The sequence below is a fragment of the Methylobacterium planeticum genome (assembly GCF_008806345.1).
Classification (GTDB): Bacteria; Pseudomonadota; Alphaproteobacteria; order Rhizobiales; family Beijerinckiaceae; genus Methylobacterium; species Methylobacterium planeticum.
This window is the reverse complement of the sequence record NZ_VZZJ01000019.1, coordinates 50,412-66,773: the sequence shown is the minus strand read 5'-3', so window position 1 is coordinate 66,773 and position 16,362 is coordinate 50,412. Positions and strand designations below refer to the sequence as shown.

Here is a 16,362-nt window from a genome sequence, read left to right as displayed (position 1 = left end):
GATTCGACCAGGGCTGATAAAAGTGCCCCATGCCCCGTTGGCTTCACACTGCGTGCGCGCTTGCCCTCTACGTGGCCATCATGGCCGCGGTCACCCGCTCGGTGCTGCGCTGGACGCCAAGCGCCGAAGCCGTCTCGACCGAGCACCTGACCTCTGAGGGTCTGAAGATCCTGGCGTTCGGCATGGTGGCCGCGCTCGTCGTCTACGGCCTCTGGTCACGCTCAGGGCGCGATTGGAGCCAGGGCAATAGGGCTTGAGCAGGCGAGCCGGATCTCACTCCCGACACCCGCTCCGCTGCTCCTCACGCACGATGGCCGACACCTTCTGCCGGTCGCGAGCTGAGAGAGGAACGTCGCGAATGTCGTCGAAGCGGCAGCCGGCGTTGCCGAAGGCGCGGATCCCGCGCGGCGTGCGGAAGCAGTAGCCGGCTTCGGCGTAGACAGCATTCCGCTCGCCCCAGAGCTCGTCGCACAGCGGAGCCGCGCCGGCCGGCGTGGGCGCCAGGATGGTGGGGCAGAGAGCGAGGGCGAGCAGGGTGGTGCGCATGGCGCGAACTTACCTTATGAACCCTGGCTGTCGAGGCCACACTGGCCGAGTTCGTTTCCAGGCCTCTCGTCTATCAAGCTGTTCTTGCGTTAGCCGAGGCAGCCCAAAAGGATACGATCGATACAGATCGGATGGTCTGAAGCAAAGACTATCTACTGCTTCGGCATCTGTATCAGATAGATTATCATCCGGCAGTGGATTGAATGAAGCAAATATCCCAAAGCTATCTCGGAATGCGCAGAAATGAACACTCCCGTTCTTGCTTTCTTCGAAATGACTTGTAAAAACAAATTGCCCACTGAATATCTTTCGCCCCTGCTGCAAGGCTCTCGTCTCCGGGAGCATTCTCAGAAGCTGTTTTGGCGTCTCCTCAGCGGCGAACGACCCGCTCCCGACCGGCCACACCAGTATTCGATCGTCTGCTGTGGGTGCTTTCCGGGTTCCTAACCAATGCATCGCGAGCGCGAACTTTAGTCCGAACAGCTTCAATACAACGCCTAGATACTCATCAAATTCAAACTGCGAGAAATTCGCAGGAACAATTAGCCCTGACGGCAGACAAATCGATTCAACTTGCTTTGGTTCCTTAATGGATGTGAATACCTCTGGATAGTTTCTGGAGATTACGCCAGTCAATTCCACAAACTCGCGGTCGTTCGCTGGCTCGCGGGTCATCTGCAAACGAGACAACCATGAAATTATATTGTCCACATCGCGTGTTGCGGCATTGCAGCCTTCACATGCGGGAAACTCTAGCTCGTTTGGGCGTCGCCGTGATGTAAAGGCTCCAATTGGCGGCATGTGATCCACCGTGTCGGCCGAGCGACTGCCACAGTAGACACATTTTAGCCGACCCGATCTTAGATCGCGATGACGAAGTCGTTTCTGATTTGCCTGACCCATAGGCCACAAAACTCACACCGAGCAAGGCGGGATCCCAGCCAGGAAATGTATCCGGCCATGCGCGGTTGTCGAGGGTGGCCCACTTGGCGCGGCACCCGTGATTTGAAGCTGCATACTAGGCGAATACATTTATTTCTTTACCAAAGAAATCTTAGGCAAAATTATTTGTTCGATTTGGGGATCATGTTCGCTAATGGGAGTGCCTACAAAAACTTGCGCTTGCCCGCGCACTACTCGCCGCACAAAATCGTCCTTGCCGACTAGATATAGATCCTGAATGCGAACAGATCCGTCAATGGACCGCAATAGCGACGTCCAAGCAATCTTCCCGATCAAATTCACCGCTTGCTCAAAAACAAAGTCCGGTTGTTGTTCTCTTATTGCCGACTCAACGCCATCACGATCTTCGCCGTGAAGCAGCGTATTTCGAGTTTTAAAAAGACACGCTATTATATCATCTTCAACTTGCATTTCTCTGAGCCAATTTTGTATATCTTGCTTGGCAAATGGGCGGTGAGTCGAGACTTTGTCGCATTGAGAGCACTTAAGATCCCCGCTGCAGAACTGGCACTTGTCTGTGACTTTCATTTTATTTTTTCTAGATGTCGCAGATATTTCCAGGCAAAACCAGAAATACTGAAATTGATCCTCTTCTATTTCGGCTCTGAGGCCAGCAGAAAACCAGCGTAACGCACTACGTTGCGGTGTAGTTAATTCGACTGCTTGAAGTGCTTCAATCGATTTCAATATTTCAGCATTCAAAAATCCAATATACGGCCCATTTAGCGCATCGGTCCATATCAGACTTTCCCGTTCTTTAATCCCGTCCGACCAATCTAATACAAAGATCTTTCTTCGCCGACGGAAAGAACCACATGTTACAAAGCAGAGATGATTGATCCATTCTTGCAGATAATCATCTGCAGCTTCATGCGCTGATACAATCGTATGGCTGCTCAATATTAAAAAAGCTATCATATGCTCTTCTTCGAGCATAAGATCGCTTTTCTCTTTCAAAGTTATGCTGAATTTTCCGCGAGGATGAGTGTAGTTCAGACTTTCAAGCTCGTCATAAAGCCCTGCAGTGGCGTCAATGCTATAAGCAACCACCCATCGCTTCGATGCCACCATAGTTATCAGCTCACTATTCACCGCGCACAGAGAATTTGCTTACTTCAGATAGCCCTTCGCCTTCAGGTGCTCCGTAACAACGGCCATCCTCAGCCTATCCCGTCTTTGCCGCCTGATGGCGCAATCTTGATGCCCGCAGCCCTCAGCCGATCGAGGAGACGAGAGTGAGCGTCGTCGAGCAGCCTTAACCGCCTTGCCTCCACGCCACCCTCGGCTGGTTCAGCCTCTACAAAGGCGCAGACACTGCGGTGCAGGTCATCAACCGCTGCATCGATACCAGGATCGCGTCGCACGAGATCAAGCACGTCCATCAGGTAGGCGCGAACGTTGCGGCCCTGCGTGTGAACGTCCTGCCGTTGCCGGATGAGTCCGAGCGCGCCCTCGATGGCGAAAATCCTGGCGCTTAGCGTCTCAGTGAGAATGGCGGGGGTCATCGCTCCCATTGATCCCGGCGGATCTTCCCGAGCACGATGATTGAGGCGAACAGCGCAGCGGCAGCGGTGTCGCCCAGCGCTACCTTCGGGTCGTCGGGCTCCAGGATCAGCAGCACGGCAGCTGTAGCGAGAGCGCAGATCGCCGCGCCGGCGATCAGCATCTGAGTGCGTTGGTTCACGATCAGGCCCCCCTCTCCCCGCAAGCGTTCGGTGCGCAACCGCGCTCACCAGCGAGCCAGCATTTGGCGCGGCATGCTGTCGCGACAAGGCCGCCAAACTCGCGGTTCTGTTGCTTCCGCCCTGCTTCCGCGCGTTCCCAGAAACGACTAAGGCCGCCCGAAGGCGGCCTCTAAGTCATTCAGTCGGTTGGGAAAATTGGAGCGGGCGAAGGGATTCGAACCCTCGACCCCAACCTTGGCAAGGTTGTGCTCTACCCCTGAGCTACACCCGCTCTCACAGCGGCGCCGTTGCGAGGCTGTCGGCCCCGGCGGCCCCGGACGGCGATCTCTAAACACCATTCCGCCGGAGGTTGCAAGCGCTGAGTTTGAGGGTTTCCGCCTGGGCGGCGCGCCCGCTCCGCCTCACCAGAGAGCGGCCGGCGGGAGCCCGTCGCGGATCTCGTCGAGACGGGCGCGGGTCGCCCGCGTGGTCTCCTCCGGCAGGGCGTCGCAGGGGAAGAAGCCGCATTCCGCGATCTCGCGGTCGGGCGCCTTGCGCCCCAGGATTGTGAAGGCGGGGGCGACGTAGAGGGCGACGTGGTCGCGGCCGGCCGCGGCGGCATTCCGGTAGAAGCCGTGCAGGCGCAATCCCGCCGTCGGCAGGATCTCCGCCTCCTCGCGGAACTCGCGCATCATGGCGTCGGGGGCGGCCTCGCCGGGCTCGATGCCGCCGCCGGGCAGGTGCCAGCCCGTCACGTAGGTGTGCCGCACGAGGCAGACGCGACCCTGCGCGTCGATCGCGGCGCCGCGCACCCCGAGCGTCATGCCGCGCGTAGCTAGGGCACCGAGATGGAAAAGGCGCCGCAGCAGCGGCCGATCGAGGAGCATCCGGGCGATCAGACCACCGCGAGCGCGATCTCGCCGAGCCCTGCGATGCTCGCCACCATCGTCTCCCCGCGCTGGACCGGGCCGACGCCGGAAGGGGTGCCGGTGAACAAGAGGTCGCCCGGCTGCAGCTCGAAATAGGCCGACAGGTAGGCGATCTGCTCGGCCACCGACCAGATCATCTCGGAGAGGTCGCCCTTCTGGCGCGGCGCTCCGTCGACCGAGAGCCCGATCAGCCCGCGGTCCGGGTGCCCGATCCGGCTCACAGGGTGCAGCGGGCCGATCGGCGCCGAGGCATCGGCCGCCTTGCCGAGGTCCCAGGGGCGCGCCATGCGCTTGGCCTCGTCCTGCAGGTCGCGCCGGGTCATGTCGAGGCCGACCGCGTAGCCGTAGACGTGGTCGAGGGCGGACGCGACGGGAATGTCGCGTCCGCCCGTGCCCAGGGCCGCCACCAGCTCGACCTCGAAATGGTAGTTCCGCGTGCGCGGCGGATAGGGATGGGGCACCGGGTCCGCCCCGCCCGCGATCTGCAGGGCGTCGGCGGGCTTCATGAAGAAGAAGGGCGGCTCGCGCTCGGGATCGGCGCCCATCTCTCGGGCATGGGCGGCGTAGTTGCGCCCCACGCAGTACAGGCGGCGGACGGGGAACAGGTCCGCGCTGCCGACGATCGGCAGCGCGACGCGCGGCGGGTTCGGGATGACGGAGAGCATGGCGTTGCCTCGTGGCCTCGACCGGTGGGGCGCCGCGCCGGCCGGGCGCGCCGCCCTGCAAAGGTCCGGTCTGTCTGGTATCTAGCGGATGCGACGGTCGGCGCCATCCCACCCCTTGCGCGGCGCTGATATCCCCGGACGATCATGACCGAGCCCGCCCCGATCTCCGACGCCGTGCTGGCGGCCCTGCGCGGGCGCCTGGGTCCGGCGCAGGTGCTCACCGAGGCGGAGGCCCTCGCGCCCCACTTGGTCGAGACCCGCGGCCTCTATCGCGGCACGGCCTGCGCCCTGGTGCGGCCGGCCGACACCGCCGAGGTCGCCTTCACGGTCGGGACCTGCGCCGCGGCGGGGGTGCCGATCGTGGCGCAGGGTGGCAATACCGGCCTCGTCGGCGGCGGGGTGCCGCGCGGCGGCATCGTGCTCTCCCTCGCGCGCCTGTCCCGCATCCGCGACCTTGACCCTGTCGGCGCGACGCTCACGATCGAGGCCGGTGCGATCCTCGCCGAGGTGCAGGCGGCGGCGGCGGCGGCAAGCCTCCTGTTCCCGCTCTCCCTTGCCTCGGAGGGCTCCTGCAGCATCGGCGGCAACCTCGCCACCAACGCGGGCGGCACCGCCGTCCTCGCCTATGGCAATGCCCGCGACCTCGTGCTCGGCCTCGAGGTGGTGCTCGCCGATGGCCGGATCTGGAACGGGCTGAAGGGGCTGCGGAAGAACAATGCCGGCTACGACCTCAAGCATCTCTTCGTCGGGTCCGAGGGCACCCTCGGGATCATCACGGCCGCGACCCTGAAGCTGTTCCCGAAGCCGCTCTCGCGGGCGGTCGGCTTCGTCGGGCTCGCCTCGCCGCGCGCCGCCCTCGCCCTGTTCGAAACGATGCGGCGCGTGGTCGGCCCGGGCCTCACCGCCTTCGAGGTGATGCCGCGCTTCGGCCTCGACATCGTCCTGGCGCATATGCCGGGCGCCGTCCGCCCCCTCGCCGCAGCCCACGACACCTACGCCCTCGTCGAGTTCTCGAGCCCCCGGCCCGGGGACGGGATGGGGGCGGCCCTCGAGGCGGCCCTCGCCGACGCCCTCGCGGCGGGGATCGTCGAGGACGCGACGATCGGGGCGAGCGAGGCGCAAAACGCCGCCCTCTGGGCGCTCCGCGAGGGACTGCCGGAGGCGCAGCGGCACGAGGGCGCCTCGATCAAGCACGACGTCTCGGTGCCCCTCGCTCGCCTGCCGGACTTCCTGGAGGAGGCGGAAGCCGCCTGCCGCGCCGCGATGCCAGGTCTGCGCCCCTGCGCCTTCGGGCATTTCGGCGACGGCAACATCCATTTCAACCTGAGCCAGCCTCTGGGCATGGACCGGGCAGCCTTCCTGGCGGAATGGGGCCGCTTCAACCGCATCGTCCACGACAGCGTCGCGCGTCTGAACGGCTCGATCGCGGCGGAACACGGCATCGGCCTGATCAAGCGCGACGCGCTGCAGCATTATGGGGACCCTGTCGGCCTCGACCTGATGCGCCGCCTGAAAGCCGCCCTCGATCCGGCCAACCTCCTGAACCCCGGCAAGGTGGTGAGCGACGAGTCTCGAACGTCCTGACGACCCACGGCCGCTCACGAGCCTCGGAGGCTGGTGCGATGCAACGCAATCGGCCCCGGGAGCGTTAATCCGAGCGGTGTCGGCGCGATCACGATTTCGAGGCGATCACGATTTCGAGGATCGTGCCGGAGGCAGAGGTGATCTTGCCGGTCCGTCGGGCGAACGACCCCTTGGGATGCCGTGATCCTTTGCCGGGGCAGCTATTGTGCGGCGCACAAATACCGGTCAGGATGGGAACCTTATCGCGCACGGGTAGCCGGGGCGAACCCAGCCTCCGGCGCGACGGAGCGATCGGAATTTCGGGTGAGGGGCGCAGGTCGGTGCGTTATCGAGACCTTAACGGCTTTCGCGAAATTCTCGGGATCTGCGGTCGCGCCCTGCCCCAACGGGGTGGATGGCACGCCGTCCGCATGAGCCGCAGCTCCGACGAATCGCACGCGTGATCGAGACAAGGAGACGAATCCATGCCCACCTCACAGGCCCGCGTACAGACCGCCGAGGCCAGCCGCTACCTGCAGCAGCTCTGCCGCCACTGGAGCCATAAATTCCCGGTCGAGAGCACGGCGGAGCACGGCACGGTGCCGTTCGGCGAGGACCGGGTCTGCACTTTCGAGGCCGAACCCGATGCGCTGCTGATGCGCGTCGTCACGGCGGACCCGGCTGGCCTGACCCGCCTCGAGAATGTGGTCTCCGATCATCTGATGCGCTTCGCCTTCCGGGAGAACCTCGGCGAGATCACTTGGTCGCGTGCCGCTTGAATCGGCCGAACTCGCACCGATCTTGCCCCTGATCTTGAGGCTTGAGATCGGCACGGACAGCGCGAGGACCTGCCACCCATGACGGCTCCCCAGAACCCGAAGGCCGCCGGCACCCCGTCGGGGGCGCCCTTCACGGAGCGCCTCGACCGTCTGGCCGAAGTCGCGGTGCGGGTCGGATTGAACCTTCGCCCCGGGCAGGAACTCGTGATGACGGCGCCCCTCGACGCGGTGCCGCTCGCCCGGGCGATCACGGAGCAGGCCTACAAGGCCGGCGCGTCCCTGGTGACGACCCTGTACGCGGACGATGCCGCGACGCTCGCCCGCTTCGCTCACGCACCGGAGGCCGCCTTCGACACGGCGGCCGGCTGGCTCTACGGCGGCATGGCCGATGCCTTCCGCAGCGGTGCGGCCCGGCTCGCGATCAGCGGCGACGATCCCTCGCTCCTGGCAGGCCAGGATTCGGACAAGGTTGCGCGGGCCAATCGGGCCCGCTCCAAGGCTTACGTGCCGGCCCTCGAACTCATCGCCAACTTCGCGACCAACTGGACCATCGTCTCGGCGGCAACGCCCCCCTGGGCCCGCACGGTCTTCCCGGACCTGCCCGAAAACGAGGCGGTGACGAGGCTCTGGGACGCGATCTTCGCCGCCTCCCGGGTCGATGGGCCCGATCCGGTCGCGGCGTGGGAGCGCCACAACGCGGATCTCGCCACCCGCACCGTCTGGCTCAACGAGCATCGGTTCGCGGCGCTCCGCTTCCGCGGCCCCGGCACAGACCTGACCGTGGGGCTCGCCGACGACCATGAATGGTGCGGCGGGGCCTCGACCTCCCGGTCCGGCATCCTCTGCAACGCGAACATCCCGACCGAGGAGGTGTTCACCACGCCCCATAAGGCGCGGGTCGACGGGCACGTGACCAGCACGAAGCCCCTCTCCTACCAGGGCACCCTGATCGACGGCATCCGGGTGCGCTTCGAGGGCGGGCGGATCGTCGAATCCGCGGCGCGCGCGGGCGCCGACGTGCTGGCCCGCGTCCTCGACACCGATGCGGGTGCCCGCCGCCTCGGCGAGGTCGCCCTGGTGCCGGCCTCCTCGGCAATCTCGGCCTCGGGGCTCCTGTTCTACAACACCCTCTACGACGAGAACGCCGCGAGCCACATCGCCCTCGGCCAAGCCTACAGCAAGTGCTTCCGCAACGGCGGCGCGGATTTCAGCGAGGCCGACCTCGCCGAGCGCGGCGCCAACCGCAGCCTGATCCACATCGATTGGATGATCGGTTCGGACCAGATCGACGTCGACGGCCTCACGCCGGATGGCCGCGCCGTGCCGGTGATGCGTGGGGGCGAGTGGGTCTGAGGCTCCGCACGCCGCCTCTGACGGAGGCGGTCCGCGCGCGGTTCAGAGGCCCGGTCCCTTGGCGGCGCCCCAGATCCGGCCGGGGCGGCCGCCGGAGGCGCCCTGGACCACGATGACGTAGGTATCGGCCTCGCCGACCCGCGTGGTGCTGCGGGGCACCTCGAACTGCGCGGGCTGGCCGGTCCAGGGGCCGAGTCGCTGGAGACCGCGCGCGACGTTGACGTAGACGACGACCCGGCCCTTGTTCTCGCCGCGCTCGACCGAGACCGGCCGATGGCGCAGGACCGGAATCAGCCAGACGTCGCCCTTGGCGCCCGGGTCGGCATCGGCCCCGATCTCCACGATGATGCGCTCGCCGTGCTCCTCGCTCGCCACGGGCACCCGCAAGGTGTTGAGTGCCCGGGTCTCGCGCAGGATCCGCTCGACGTTCGGCCGGTCGGAGGCGACCACGATGGCGCCGCCGTTGATGACGGCCTGCGGCGTGTAGAGCTGGCGCTCGCCATGGGCGCTGGCATAGGCCCGCTGCCGCTCGCTGAATGGCGGCAGGGCCAGGGTGTCCTTCCAGCCGAGATAGTCCCAGTAGGTCACCGGCAAGGTCAGGGCCAGGATGCCCGGGCGTCGCGCCAGTTCACCGAGCATCTGGTCGGCCGGGGGGCAGACGGCGCAGCCCTGGCTCGTGAAGAGTTCCACCACGGCCCGCAACGGCTCGGCCGCGAGCGCTGGCCCCGCGGGCGGAAGGAGCGCCGACCCCACGCCGATCAGGAGCGCCGCGAGACGGGGGCGCGGCCGAGGCGCATCGGGTCTCATCTCATGTGAACGCACGGTCGGGCGCAACGGACTTCACGTTGGCATGAGCTGCGTCACCATCGACCTTGGGCTTCGGCAGCATCGCGGGGCGCCAGCGCCGGTGCATCCAGAGCCACTGTCCCGGATTCTCCCGCACCCAGGCCTCGACCTCCCGGGTCATCGCCTGCATGGCGCCCTGCACGTCGATGGCGCCGGTGGCATCCCGCGGCAGATCGAGCGGCGGGGTCAGCTCCAGGCGGAAGCGCGCGCCGGGCCGCCGGATGACCCGGGCGCCGTGGACGGGGCAATCGTAGTGGCGGGCGAGCTTGGCAAGCAGCGGATTGCCGAGGCAGGGCTGGCCGAAGAACTCCACCACGACGCCGCGGGTGAAGTGCTGGTCGATGAGCTGGCCGAGATGGCCGCCCCGCTCCACCACGCCCTGCATGGCGAAGGCCGCGCCGGGTCCGGCGGCGGCGAGGCCCCCCATGGTCTCGCGACGCACCTCCTGAACGAGGCGGGCGGCGGCCGGGTTGTTCGGGGGCCGGAACACCGCGGTGGTCTCCAGCCCGAATTTCGCGGCGCAGATCGCGGGCAATTCCCAATTGGCGAGGTGGGCCGAGAAGACGAGGCCCGGCCGGCCGTCGTCGCGCAGGGCGAAGAAGTGGTCGATCCCCTCCACCTCCATGCGCTGGGTCGTGGCGATGGCGGGATCGTAATCGAAGAGGGTGGCGAGGTGGGCGTATTCCGCCCCCGTACGGCCGAGATTGTCCCAGGCCTCGCGGGCCAGCGCCTGGATCTCCGCCCGATCCCGTTCGGGGAAGGCGGCCCGCAGGTTCGCGATGGCGGTCCGATGGGCCGGAAGCCGAGGCCCGAGGGTCCGGAACAGGGCGCCGCCGAGATCGCTCGCGCGCTCAGGCCCGAGCGCACGGGCCAGGAGGAAGAGCCCGCGGATCAACGGGATCATGGCGAAGCCCAGCATCCGGGGCAGGTTTCGTCTGAGGATCAGGGCGAGGCGCAGCAACGGGATTCTCTGGCAGGCGGCGTCTCGGCAACGCGGGATGTGTACCCGCTTAGAACATTTCAGCTCCAGTGGGGAGATGGCCTCAGAGCGCTACGAGGATCTTGCCGAAAACCTTGCGGGATTCGAGCCGCTCGAGGCCTTTCGCGAAGTCGGCCAATGGATAAACCGTGTCGACGACCGGCACCAATCCGCCCGCCATCTTGCCCAGCGAATCACGGATGTTGCGAATCGAGCAGCCGAACGATCCGGTGATGCGGTACTGTTGCTGGAATAGCTGCATCAGGTTCATCGTGGTCGAGACGCCGGAGGTCGAGCCGCAGGTCACGAGGCGCCCGCCGCGCTTGAGACAGAGGAGCGATCCGTTCCAGGTGTCGGGCCCGACATGCTCGAACACGACGTCGACACCCTTGCGCCTGGTGAGGCGTCGCACCTCGCCCTCGAAGCGCTCGTCGCGGTAGTTGATGACGTGGTCGGCCCCGAGGGCGGCGGCCTTGGCACCCTTCTCGTCGTCCCCGACCGTGGTGAAGACCGTGCAGCCGATGGCCTTCGCCATCTTGATCGCGGCGGTGCCGATCCCGGAGCCGCCGGCATGGACCAGGATGCTCTCGCCGGGCTCCAGGCGCGCGTTGTCGAACAGCATGTGCTGGACCGTGCCGAAGGCGATCGGCGCGCAGGCGGCGTCCGTGAAGCTGACGCCGTTCGGGACGGGCACCACGAGGCGCGCCGGCAAGGTCACGAACTCGCGCGCGAAGCCGTCGATGTGGAAGCCCATCACGCCGGCGACCTCCTCGCAGAGGTTGTCGCGCCCCTCGCGGCAGGCCCGGCAATGGCCGCAGGTCTGGGCCCCGTACATCACGACCGGGTCGCCGGCGGCGAAGCCCTCGACGCCCTCACCCACCTGCGCGATCTCGCCCGCCGCCTCCGCTCCGACGGTGAGCGGCAGCTTGCGCTTGGCGAAGGCCATGCCGCGGAAGCCCCAGACGTCGATGAAGTTGAGCCCGACCGCCCGCACCCGCACCCGCACCTCGCCGGGCCCGGGCGGGGGCGGCGCCTCGACCTCGCTCAGGCGCAGGTCGCGGTCGCCGAAGAGCTGGAGGGCTTGCATGAGCTGTTCCTGTGGCGGCAAGGACGCGTGCCCGCCCCTCGCGGGCGGGCGAATGTGCCGGCCGTCATAACAGGGCGCCCCCGCGCATCAACCCGCGGATCACTCCGGCGCGAGGTAGCGACGCCGGGCCCAGCCCAGGGAGCGGCCGAACTTGACCCGGCACCAGGTGGTGCGGCTCGGGGTGTCGTTGGTGCATCCGAAGCCGAGCAGCCGGCGCCCGGCCGGGATCTCGCCGATCACGGCCGCGCCGGCATCCGGTTCCTCGCGGATGCTGAGGGCTTCGCCGCGCGGCAGCCCGTCGACCCGGAAGGGCTCGGGTTCGGCGCGGGCCGGCCCGGCGAGGGCGAGAAGCAGCACGATCGAGACGTGCGGGAGGCAAGGTCGCATCGTCGGCCTCAGGAGCGGTGCACGCCCATCATGGCGGTGAGGCCGCCATCGACGGGAAGGACCGCGCCGGTGACGTAGGCGGCCGTCCTCCCCATCAGGAAGGCGGCGAGCGCCGCCACCTCGTCCGGCTCGGCGAAGCGGCCGGCCGGGATCTGGCGCTCCATGCCCTCCCGGTGAGCGGCGTAGGGCGCCATCATCTCGGTGTCGATGAAGCCCGGCGCGATCACGTTGACGGTGACGCCGCGCTTGGCCGTCTCGACCGCGAGCGTCCGGCAATAGGCGATCAGCGCGCCCTTGCTCGCCGCGTAGGCGGCGTTGCCCGGGTTGGCCTGGAGGGCCGCCACCGAGCCGATCGCCACGATACGTCCGCTGCGCGCCCGGATCATGCCGCGCACCATCGCCTTGGCGATCTGGGTCAGCGACCAGAAATTGACCTGCATCGCCGCCTCGGCCCGGTCCTGAGACAGCATCGCGGCGAGCGCGTCGTAGGATTGCCCGGCATTGTGCACGAGGCCGTGCCAGGTCTCGCTCTCGAGTTCCTCGCAGAAGGTCGTGAGGGCGGCGCGATCGGCGAGGTCGAGGGCATGGCTCGTCACCTGCCGGTCCGGATGGGCGGCGGCGAGCTCGGCGATCAGCGCCTCCGCCTTGCCGGCCGAGGACCGGTAGGTGAAGGCGACGTCGTGGCCGGCCCCGCAGAGCGCCCGCACGATGGCGGCGCCGAGGCCCGAGGCGCCCCCGGTGACGAGGACGCGGCCGTGGGAGGAGGTGCTCATGCGGGTTCGGAGCCCAGGACCAGGCACGTGTTCTGCCCGCCGAACCCGAAGGAGTTCGACAAGACCCGCTCCACGCGCTCGTCGCGGGCGCTCGCCACGACGTCGAGGGGGATCACCGGGTCGGGCACCGCGTAGTTGATCGTCGGCGGGATGCGGCCGTGGCGGATCGTCAGGAGCGAGACCACGGCCTCGATGGCGCCGGCCGCCGTCAGGGTGTGGCCGATCATCGACTTGTTGGAGGAAATCGGAAGCTGTCCCATCCGCTCGCCGAAGACCGCCATGCAGCCGAGAGCCTCCATCTTGTCGTTCTCCGGCGTCGAGGTCCCGTGCGCGTTGATGGTGTCGATGCCGTCAGGCCCGACCCCCGCATCGTCGAGGGCGGCGCGGATCGCCGCGATGATCGGCGCGCCGTCGGGGCTCGAGCGGGTGCGATGGAAGCCGTCGCCCTTCTCGCCGCAGCCGAGCACGTAACCCAGGATGGTGGCGCCGCGGGCAGCCGCCGCCTCGGAATCCTCCAGCACCAGGGCCGCGGCGCCCTCCCCCATGACGAAGCCGTCGCGGTTCTTCGAGAACGGCTTCGAGGCCGTCTCCGGCACCGCGTTCTGGGTCGAGAGGGCGGAGAGGAGCGAGAACCGGATCAGGGATTCGGGGTTCACCGATCCGTCGGTGCCGATGCAGAGCGCGGCCGTCATCTCGCCGCGCCGGATCGCCTCGACGCCGAGCTGGATCGCGGTGGCACCGGACGAGCAGGCGGTCGAGAGCGAGATCGGCGAGCCCTTGGTGCCGAAGCGGTCGGCGATGCGGTCCGCCACGGTGCCGAAGATGAAGAGGTCGTGCCAGAGGTCGAAGCGGCGGGTCGCGGCGGCCCGCTGCAGCCCCGCATAGGTCACGGCCTCGTTCCCGCCCGAGGCCTCCGCGAGTGCCTGGCGCTGGGGCCATTCCATCTCGACCGGCGGCACGGCGATAAACAGCGCCCCCGGGAAGTCGCCCGCCCGGCCGATCCGGGCCTGGGCGACCGCTTCCTCCGCGGCGGTGGCGGCGAAACGCTCGGACAGGGCCGGGGCGACCATCGGCTCGGCGGCGAGGAAATCGACGGTGCCCGCGATGGTGGTGCGCAGTCCGTCCGTGGGGAAGCGCGCGATGCCGTGGATGCCGGAGCGCCCGGCGGTCAGGGCTATCCAGTTCTCGTCCTGGCCCTGGCCGAGGGACGTGACGATGCCGACGCCCGTGACGGCGACGAGGCGCCGTCCTTGGGCGTCGCGGTGCGAATCTCGTGTCATGGCGCCGTCTTACACTGGTTCCGCGTCAGCCGCCCTGCCGCCTCAAGCCGCGCTCAGCCGAAGCACGCCCTCGCCGCGCCGGTGGCCGACCGTGGTGACGGCGACCTCCGCAAGGCCGGTCTCGGCCACGAGGCCGGCTGCGAGGGCGGCTCCGAAGGGCGCGGCGACCTCGAGACCATGGCCGACGATATCGCCGAGGGCCGTCACGGTCGCGTCCGGCGCAAGTTGATGCAGGCTCGCTTGTTCCTCGGCGGTGATCGGCGCGACGCCCGTCGCCCCCGAGATCACGGTTGCCGGATGCGCGAGGCCAGCCTGGTGCCACAGGGCGGCGAGGCTCGCGCCGACGCTGCCCGGCGCGCGCCTGGTGCGATCGCTCGCCACCGGACCGAGGCGGGCATAGGCCCGTGCGCCCCGGGCGCGCGCGGCATCCTCCGCCTCCAGCACCAGGAAGGCCGCGCAGCTGCCCAGGATGAAACCCCCCTCGCCTTCCCGCGCGAAGACGGGCTGGAACGCGGGCGTGTGCAGGAAGCCGCCCATCTCGTGGATGACCATGACGTCCGGCCGCTCGGCGCTGTAGGAACCGCCGACCAGCATCGCGTCGATCTGGTTCGAGGCGATGCGTGCCTGGGCGATCCGCAGGGCGTCGACCCCGGCCGCCTCCTCGCCCATGAAGGTCCGCGAGGCCCCCGTGACGCCGTGCACGATCGCGATGTTGCCGGCCAGAAGGTTGGAGAGCTGCGCCAGGAACAGGGTCGGGCGCAGGTCGTTCTGCAGGCGCTCGTTGAGGTAGGCGCCCGGGTCGGCCGCGTCACGCAACCCCGTCAGGATCGCGCCGTCGACCGCGTAATCGCGCTCACCCCCGCCCGCCGCGACGACGAGGTGGAGGTTTCCCTTGAAGGCGGCATCGTCCTTGACCCCTGCGGAATCGAGGGCGAGCCCCGCCGCGTAGACGCCGAGTCGCTGCCAAAGCTCCATCTGGCGCTGGTCGGACTTCTTCGGGATCTGCCCATCCCAGGCGAGCGCGGGGGCCGGATGGACCGGATAGGGTGCGTAGGTCTCGGCATCCGTGCGGGCGGGCGCGCCGGCATCCAGCGCCGCCAGATGCGCGTCCAGCCCCTCGCCCGCACAGGAGACGAGGCCGATGCCGGTGACGACGACGGCGCGGCCGCTCACGGCGCCACCCCGGCCGCATCCTCCATCGGCAACCCGATCTTGCGGGCCCGCTCGCGCATCGGCGCGTCGAGCCCGTCGGGGAACGGCATGGTCCGGAAGCGCAGCTCGGCATCGGCCAGGAGCTTGCCGGCGTGCCGGATCGTCGCCTTGGTCACGGCGTAGCCCGAGCCGTCATGCTCCAGGCTCGCCTCGACATTGAGGGTCGCACCGGGGCCCACGAAGGAGCGGAAGCGCGCCTTGTCGACCGCCATCAGGAACGGCATCTGGGCAAATCCGAGATGGGCCAGGACGAGGTAACCGGAGGCCTGCGCCATGGTCTCGGTCAGAAGCACGCCCGGAACCAGCGGATGGCCGGGGAAGTGCCCCTCGAAGACCGGACTCGCCTCGGGCACCACGGCCAGCGCCTCGATCCGGCCCGCGGCCCGATCGAGATGCACGACCTGATCGATCATCTCGAAATATTCGAGGCGCATGGGGCGGGGTCGATTCCGGGCAGGATCAGGCCTTGGCGGCCTTCTCGGCCACCAGGGTGTCGATCCGGGCGCAGAGGTTCTTCAGAACGAAGTACTCCTCGGCCGGGACCTTGCCCTCGTTCACTTCCTGGGTCCAACGCTCCAGCGGCAGCTTGATGCCGAAGGCCTTGTCGACCGCGAAGGCGATGTCGAGGAAGGCCAGCGAATCGATGCCGAGATCGTCGATGGCGTGGCTCTCGGGGGTGATCTTGTCGCGCGGGATGTCGGCGGTGTCCGCGATGATGTCGGCAACCCGGTCGAAGGTCGCGCTCGTGCCGGTGATGGGCTGGTCAGACATGCGTTCTCGCCGTGTTCCTGAAGTCGTCGCCGGGCGGGAACACACCCCGCGCCGGGCGCAAGCGGCCCGGCGCCCCCCGGGATCATGCGCGCATCAGGGGACCGCGCGGCGGCCCCTCCATTGGCGGCGACCTCTACACGAGGGGGTCCGGCCCGGCAACCATGTCCGGTCTCCGGGGGCGGATCGGCGCTCGCGGGCTCCGCCCCTACTCTCCGCGGTCCGGCCGCGATCAGGCCTTCATATCGGTCAAGAGGCCGGTCTTCTGCCCGGCGCTGCCGGTGACGGCCTCCTTGATCTGTGCCTTGATCTGCTCCTCGATCTTCTGGCGGGCCTCGGTATCCAGCGCCGTCAGGCTGTCCTCCGTGAGGTCCATCTTCGCCAGGATATTCGCGCGCATGCGCTGTATCGGCGAGAGTTTCATGAAGTCGCGGAAATCGGAGACAGCCTTGCTCGCAGCCGCCTCGCTCTGAGCCGGTGCGGCCTCCGCCTTGCCGGGGCGCGCTGTTCGGGACAGGGACGCGATGGACGAGGTTGCGGAGGTGGATGCAACGGACATCGTGATGAC

The 16,362-nt window shown here is 67.7% G+C and carries 20 protein-coding genes and 1 tRNA gene; 4 read left to right on the top strand and 17 right to left on the bottom strand.

The genetic code is table 11. From position 1 onward, the window contains the following. Positions 1 to 80: 80 nt before the first annotated feature. A complete protein-coding gene (locus F6X51_RS28050; protein WP_191970179.1) occupies positions 81 to 257 on the top strand; it encodes a hypothetical protein in 177 nt (58 codons plus the stop codon). A 16-nt stretch (positions 258 to 273) separates the two neighbouring features. Here F6X51_RS28050 and F6X51_RS19525 read toward each other — a convergent pair whose 3' ends face one another. The 7 genes from F6X51_RS19525 to F6X51_RS19495 all read right to left on the bottom strand — a co-directional run bounded on the left by F6X51_RS19525 (position 274) and on the right by F6X51_RS19495 (position 4,767). Further along, complete coding sequence (locus tag F6X51_RS19525; protein WP_150965345.1) at positions 274 to 546, bottom strand: YARHG domain-containing protein; 273 nt, start codon at positions 544 to 546, stop codon at positions 274 to 276. A 1,032-nt stretch (positions 547 to 1,578) separates the two neighbouring features. Further along, a complete protein-coding gene (mauJ, locus tag F6X51_RS19520) occupies positions 1,579 to 2,580 on the bottom strand; it encodes a methylamine utilization protein MauJ (RefSeq protein ID WP_150965344.1) in 1,002 nt (333 codons plus the stop codon). Positions 2,581 to 2,669: 89 nt separating this feature from the next. Next, on the bottom strand, positions 2,670 to 3,014 hold the full coding sequence (locus F6X51_RS28045; RefSeq protein ID WP_191970178.1) for a hypothetical protein: 345 nt from the start codon (positions 3,012 to 3,014) through the stop codon (positions 2,670 to 2,672). After that, on the bottom strand, positions 3,011 to 3,193 hold the full coding sequence (locus tag F6X51_RS19510) for a hypothetical protein (RefSeq protein WP_150965343.1): 183 nt from the start codon (positions 3,191 to 3,193) through the stop codon (positions 3,011 to 3,013). The genes F6X51_RS28045 and F6X51_RS19510 overlap by 4 nt, the downstream gene beginning before the upstream one ends. Before the next feature lie 197 nt (positions 3,194 to 3,390). Continuing rightward, a tRNA-Gly gene (locus F6X51_RS19505) sits at positions 3,391 to 3,465 on the bottom strand. Positions 3,466 to 3,595: 130 nt separating this feature from the next. Then, positions 3,596 to 4,060 (bottom strand): NUDIX domain-containing protein, encoded by a 465-nt coding sequence (locus tag F6X51_RS19500; protein WP_150965342.1) that lies wholly within the window; start codon positions 4,058 to 4,060, stop codon positions 3,596 to 3,598. Positions 4,061 to 4,068: 8 nt separating this feature from the next. Next, entirely contained in the window at positions 4,069 to 4,767 is a 699-nt protein-coding gene (locus tag F6X51_RS19495) for a fumarylacetoacetate hydrolase family protein (protein ID WP_150965341.1), read from the bottom strand. Positions 4,768 to 4,911: 144 nt separating this feature from the next. Here F6X51_RS19495 and F6X51_RS19490 point away from each other — a divergent pair, with 144 nt between their 5' ends. The 3 genes from F6X51_RS19490 to F6X51_RS19480 all read left to right on the top strand — a co-directional run bounded on the left by F6X51_RS19490 (position 4,912) and on the right by F6X51_RS19480 (position 8,462). Further along, positions 4,912 to 6,351, top strand: coding sequence for an FAD-binding oxidoreductase (locus tag F6X51_RS19490; RefSeq protein ID WP_150965340.1), 1,440 nt, complete (start codon positions 4,912 to 4,914; stop codon positions 6,349 to 6,351). 464 nt (positions 6,352 to 6,815) lie between these two features. Beyond that, positions 6,816 to 7,109, top strand: a complete 294-nt coding sequence (locus tag F6X51_RS19485) for a DUF2218 domain-containing protein (protein ID WP_150965339.1) — start codon at positions 6,816 to 6,818, stop codon at positions 7,107 to 7,109. Between the two features lie 78 nt (positions 7,110 to 7,187). Further along, positions 7,188 to 8,462, top strand: coding sequence for an aminopeptidase (locus F6X51_RS19480; protein ID WP_150965338.1), 1,275 nt, complete (start codon positions 7,188 to 7,190; stop codon positions 8,460 to 8,462). A gap of 42 nt (positions 8,463 to 8,504) precedes the next feature. Here the strand turns inward: F6X51_RS19480 and F6X51_RS19475 are convergent, their stop codons facing one another. The 10 genes from F6X51_RS19475 to F6X51_RS28040 all read right to left on the bottom strand — a co-directional run bounded on the left by F6X51_RS19475 (position 8,505) and on the right by F6X51_RS28040 (position 16,194). Further along, positions 8,505 to 9,155: a DUF1223 domain-containing protein gene (locus tag F6X51_RS19475; protein WP_246696896.1), complete on the bottom strand. Its 651-nt coding sequence runs from the start codon at positions 9,153 to 9,155 to the stop codon at positions 8,505 to 8,507. A 115-nt stretch (positions 9,156 to 9,270) separates the two neighbouring features. Next, positions 9,271 to 10,269 carry a lipid A biosynthesis lauroyl acyltransferase gene (locus F6X51_RS19470; RefSeq protein ID WP_150965336.1) on the bottom strand — a complete coding sequence of 333 codons (999 nt, stop codon included), beginning with the start codon at positions 10,267 to 10,269 and terminating at the stop codon, positions 9,271 to 9,273. 82 nt (positions 10,270 to 10,351) lie between these two features. Next, on the bottom strand, positions 10,352 to 11,374 hold the full coding sequence (locus F6X51_RS19465; RefSeq protein ID WP_150965335.1) for a zinc-binding dehydrogenase: 1,023 nt from the start codon (positions 11,372 to 11,374) through the stop codon (positions 10,352 to 10,354). Between the two features lie 99 nt (positions 11,375 to 11,473). Beyond that, the gene (locus F6X51_RS19460; RefSeq protein WP_150965334.1) at positions 11,474 to 11,761 is read right to left on the bottom strand and encodes an SH3 domain-containing protein; all 288 of its coding nucleotides are present in this window, start codon (positions 11,759 to 11,761) and stop codon (positions 11,474 to 11,476) included. Positions 11,762 to 11,769: 8 nt separating this feature from the next. Then, positions 11,770 to 12,534 carry an SDR family NAD(P)-dependent oxidoreductase gene (locus tag F6X51_RS19455; RefSeq protein ID WP_150965333.1) on the bottom strand — a complete coding sequence of 255 codons (765 nt, stop codon included), beginning with the start codon at positions 12,532 to 12,534 and terminating at the stop codon, positions 11,770 to 11,772. Further along, a complete protein-coding gene (locus tag F6X51_RS19450; RefSeq protein WP_150965332.1) occupies positions 12,531 to 13,814 on the bottom strand; it encodes a beta-ketoacyl-ACP synthase in 1,284 nt (427 codons plus the stop codon). Before F6X51_RS19450 ends, F6X51_RS19455 begins: the two co-directional genes overlap by 4 nt. Positions 13,815 to 13,856: 42 nt before the next feature. Then, complete coding sequence (locus F6X51_RS19445; RefSeq protein ID WP_150965331.1) at positions 13,857 to 14,987, bottom strand: beta-ketoacyl-ACP synthase; 1,131 nt, start codon at positions 14,985 to 14,987, stop codon at positions 13,857 to 13,859. After that, the gene (locus F6X51_RS19440) at positions 14,984 to 15,460 is read right to left on the bottom strand and encodes a 3-hydroxyacyl-ACP dehydratase FabZ family protein (protein WP_150965330.1); all 477 of its coding nucleotides are present in this window, start codon (positions 15,458 to 15,460) and stop codon (positions 14,984 to 14,986) included. Before F6X51_RS19440 ends, F6X51_RS19445 begins: the two co-directional genes overlap by 4 nt. A 25-nt stretch (positions 15,461 to 15,485) precedes the next feature. Beyond that, the gene (locus F6X51_RS19435) at positions 15,486 to 15,797 is read right to left on the bottom strand and encodes an acyl carrier protein (RefSeq protein WP_150965329.1); all 312 of its coding nucleotides are present in this window, start codon (positions 15,795 to 15,797) and stop codon (positions 15,486 to 15,488) included. Positions 15,798 to 16,026: 229 nt separating this feature from the next. After that, positions 16,027 to 16,194 carry a hypothetical protein gene (locus tag F6X51_RS28040; protein ID WP_191970176.1) on the bottom strand — a complete coding sequence of 56 codons (168 nt, stop codon included), beginning with the start codon at positions 16,192 to 16,194 and terminating at the stop codon, positions 16,027 to 16,029. Positions 16,195 to 16,362: the final 168 nt, after the last annotated feature.

Bases quoted from the DNA above. Each gene is read 5' to 3' on its own strand.
- F6X51_RS28050 (WP_191970179.1), top strand. From the start codon at position 81: ATGGCCGCGGTCACCCGCTCGGTGCTGCGCTGGACGCCAAGCGCCGAA.
- F6X51_RS19525 (WP_150965345.1), bottom strand. From the start codon at position 546: ATGCGCACCACCCTGCTCGCCCTCGCTCTCTGCCCCACCATCCTGGCG.
- mauJ (WP_150965344.1), bottom strand. From the start codon at position 2,580: ATGGTGGCATCGAAGCGATGGGTGGTTGCTTATAGCATTGACGCCACT.
- F6X51_RS28045 (WP_191970178.1), bottom strand. From the start codon at position 3,014: ATGACCCCCGCCATTCTCACTGAGACGCTAAGCGCCAGGATTTTCGCC.
- F6X51_RS19500 (WP_150965342.1), bottom strand. From the start codon at position 4,060: ATGCTCCTCGATCGGCCGCTGCTGCGGCGCCTTTTCCATCTCGGTGCC.
- F6X51_RS19495 (WP_150965341.1), bottom strand. From the start codon at position 4,767: ATGCTCTCCGTCATCCCGAACCCGCCGCGCGTCGCGCTGCCGATCGTC.
- F6X51_RS19490 (WP_150965340.1), top strand. From the start codon at position 4,912: ATGACCGAGCCCGCCCCGATCTCCGACGCCGTGCTGGCGGCCCTGCGC.
- F6X51_RS19485 (WP_150965339.1), top strand. From the start codon at position 6,816: ATGCCCACCTCACAGGCCCGCGTACAGACCGCCGAGGCCAGCCGCTAC.
- F6X51_RS19480 (WP_150965338.1), top strand. From the start codon at position 7,188: ATGACGGCTCCCCAGAACCCGAAGGCCGCCGGCACCCCGTCGGGGGCG.
- F6X51_RS19465 (WP_150965335.1), bottom strand. From the start codon at position 11,374: ATGCAAGCCCTCCAGCTCTTCGGCGACCGCGACCTGCGCCTGAGCGAG.
- F6X51_RS19460 (WP_150965334.1), bottom strand. From the start codon at position 11,761: ATGCGACCTTGCCTCCCGCACGTCTCGATCGTGCTGCTTCTCGCCCTC.
- F6X51_RS19455 (WP_150965333.1), bottom strand. From the start codon at position 12,534: ATGAGCACCTCCTCCCACGGCCGCGTCCTCGTCACCGGGGGCGCCTCG.
- F6X51_RS19450 (WP_150965332.1), bottom strand. From the start codon at position 13,814: ATGACACGAGATTCGCACCGCGACGCCCAAGGACGGCGCCTCGTCGCC.
- F6X51_RS19440 (WP_150965330.1), bottom strand. From the start codon at position 15,460: ATGCGCCTCGAATATTTCGAGATGATCGATCAGGTCGTGCATCTCGAT.
- F6X51_RS19435 (WP_150965329.1), bottom strand. From the start codon at position 15,797: ATGTCTGACCAGCCCATCACCGGCACGAGCGCGACCTTCGACCGGGTT.
- F6X51_RS28040 (WP_191970176.1), bottom strand. From the start codon at position 16,194: ATGCGCGCGAATATCCTGGCGAAGATGGACCTCACGGAGGACAGCCTG.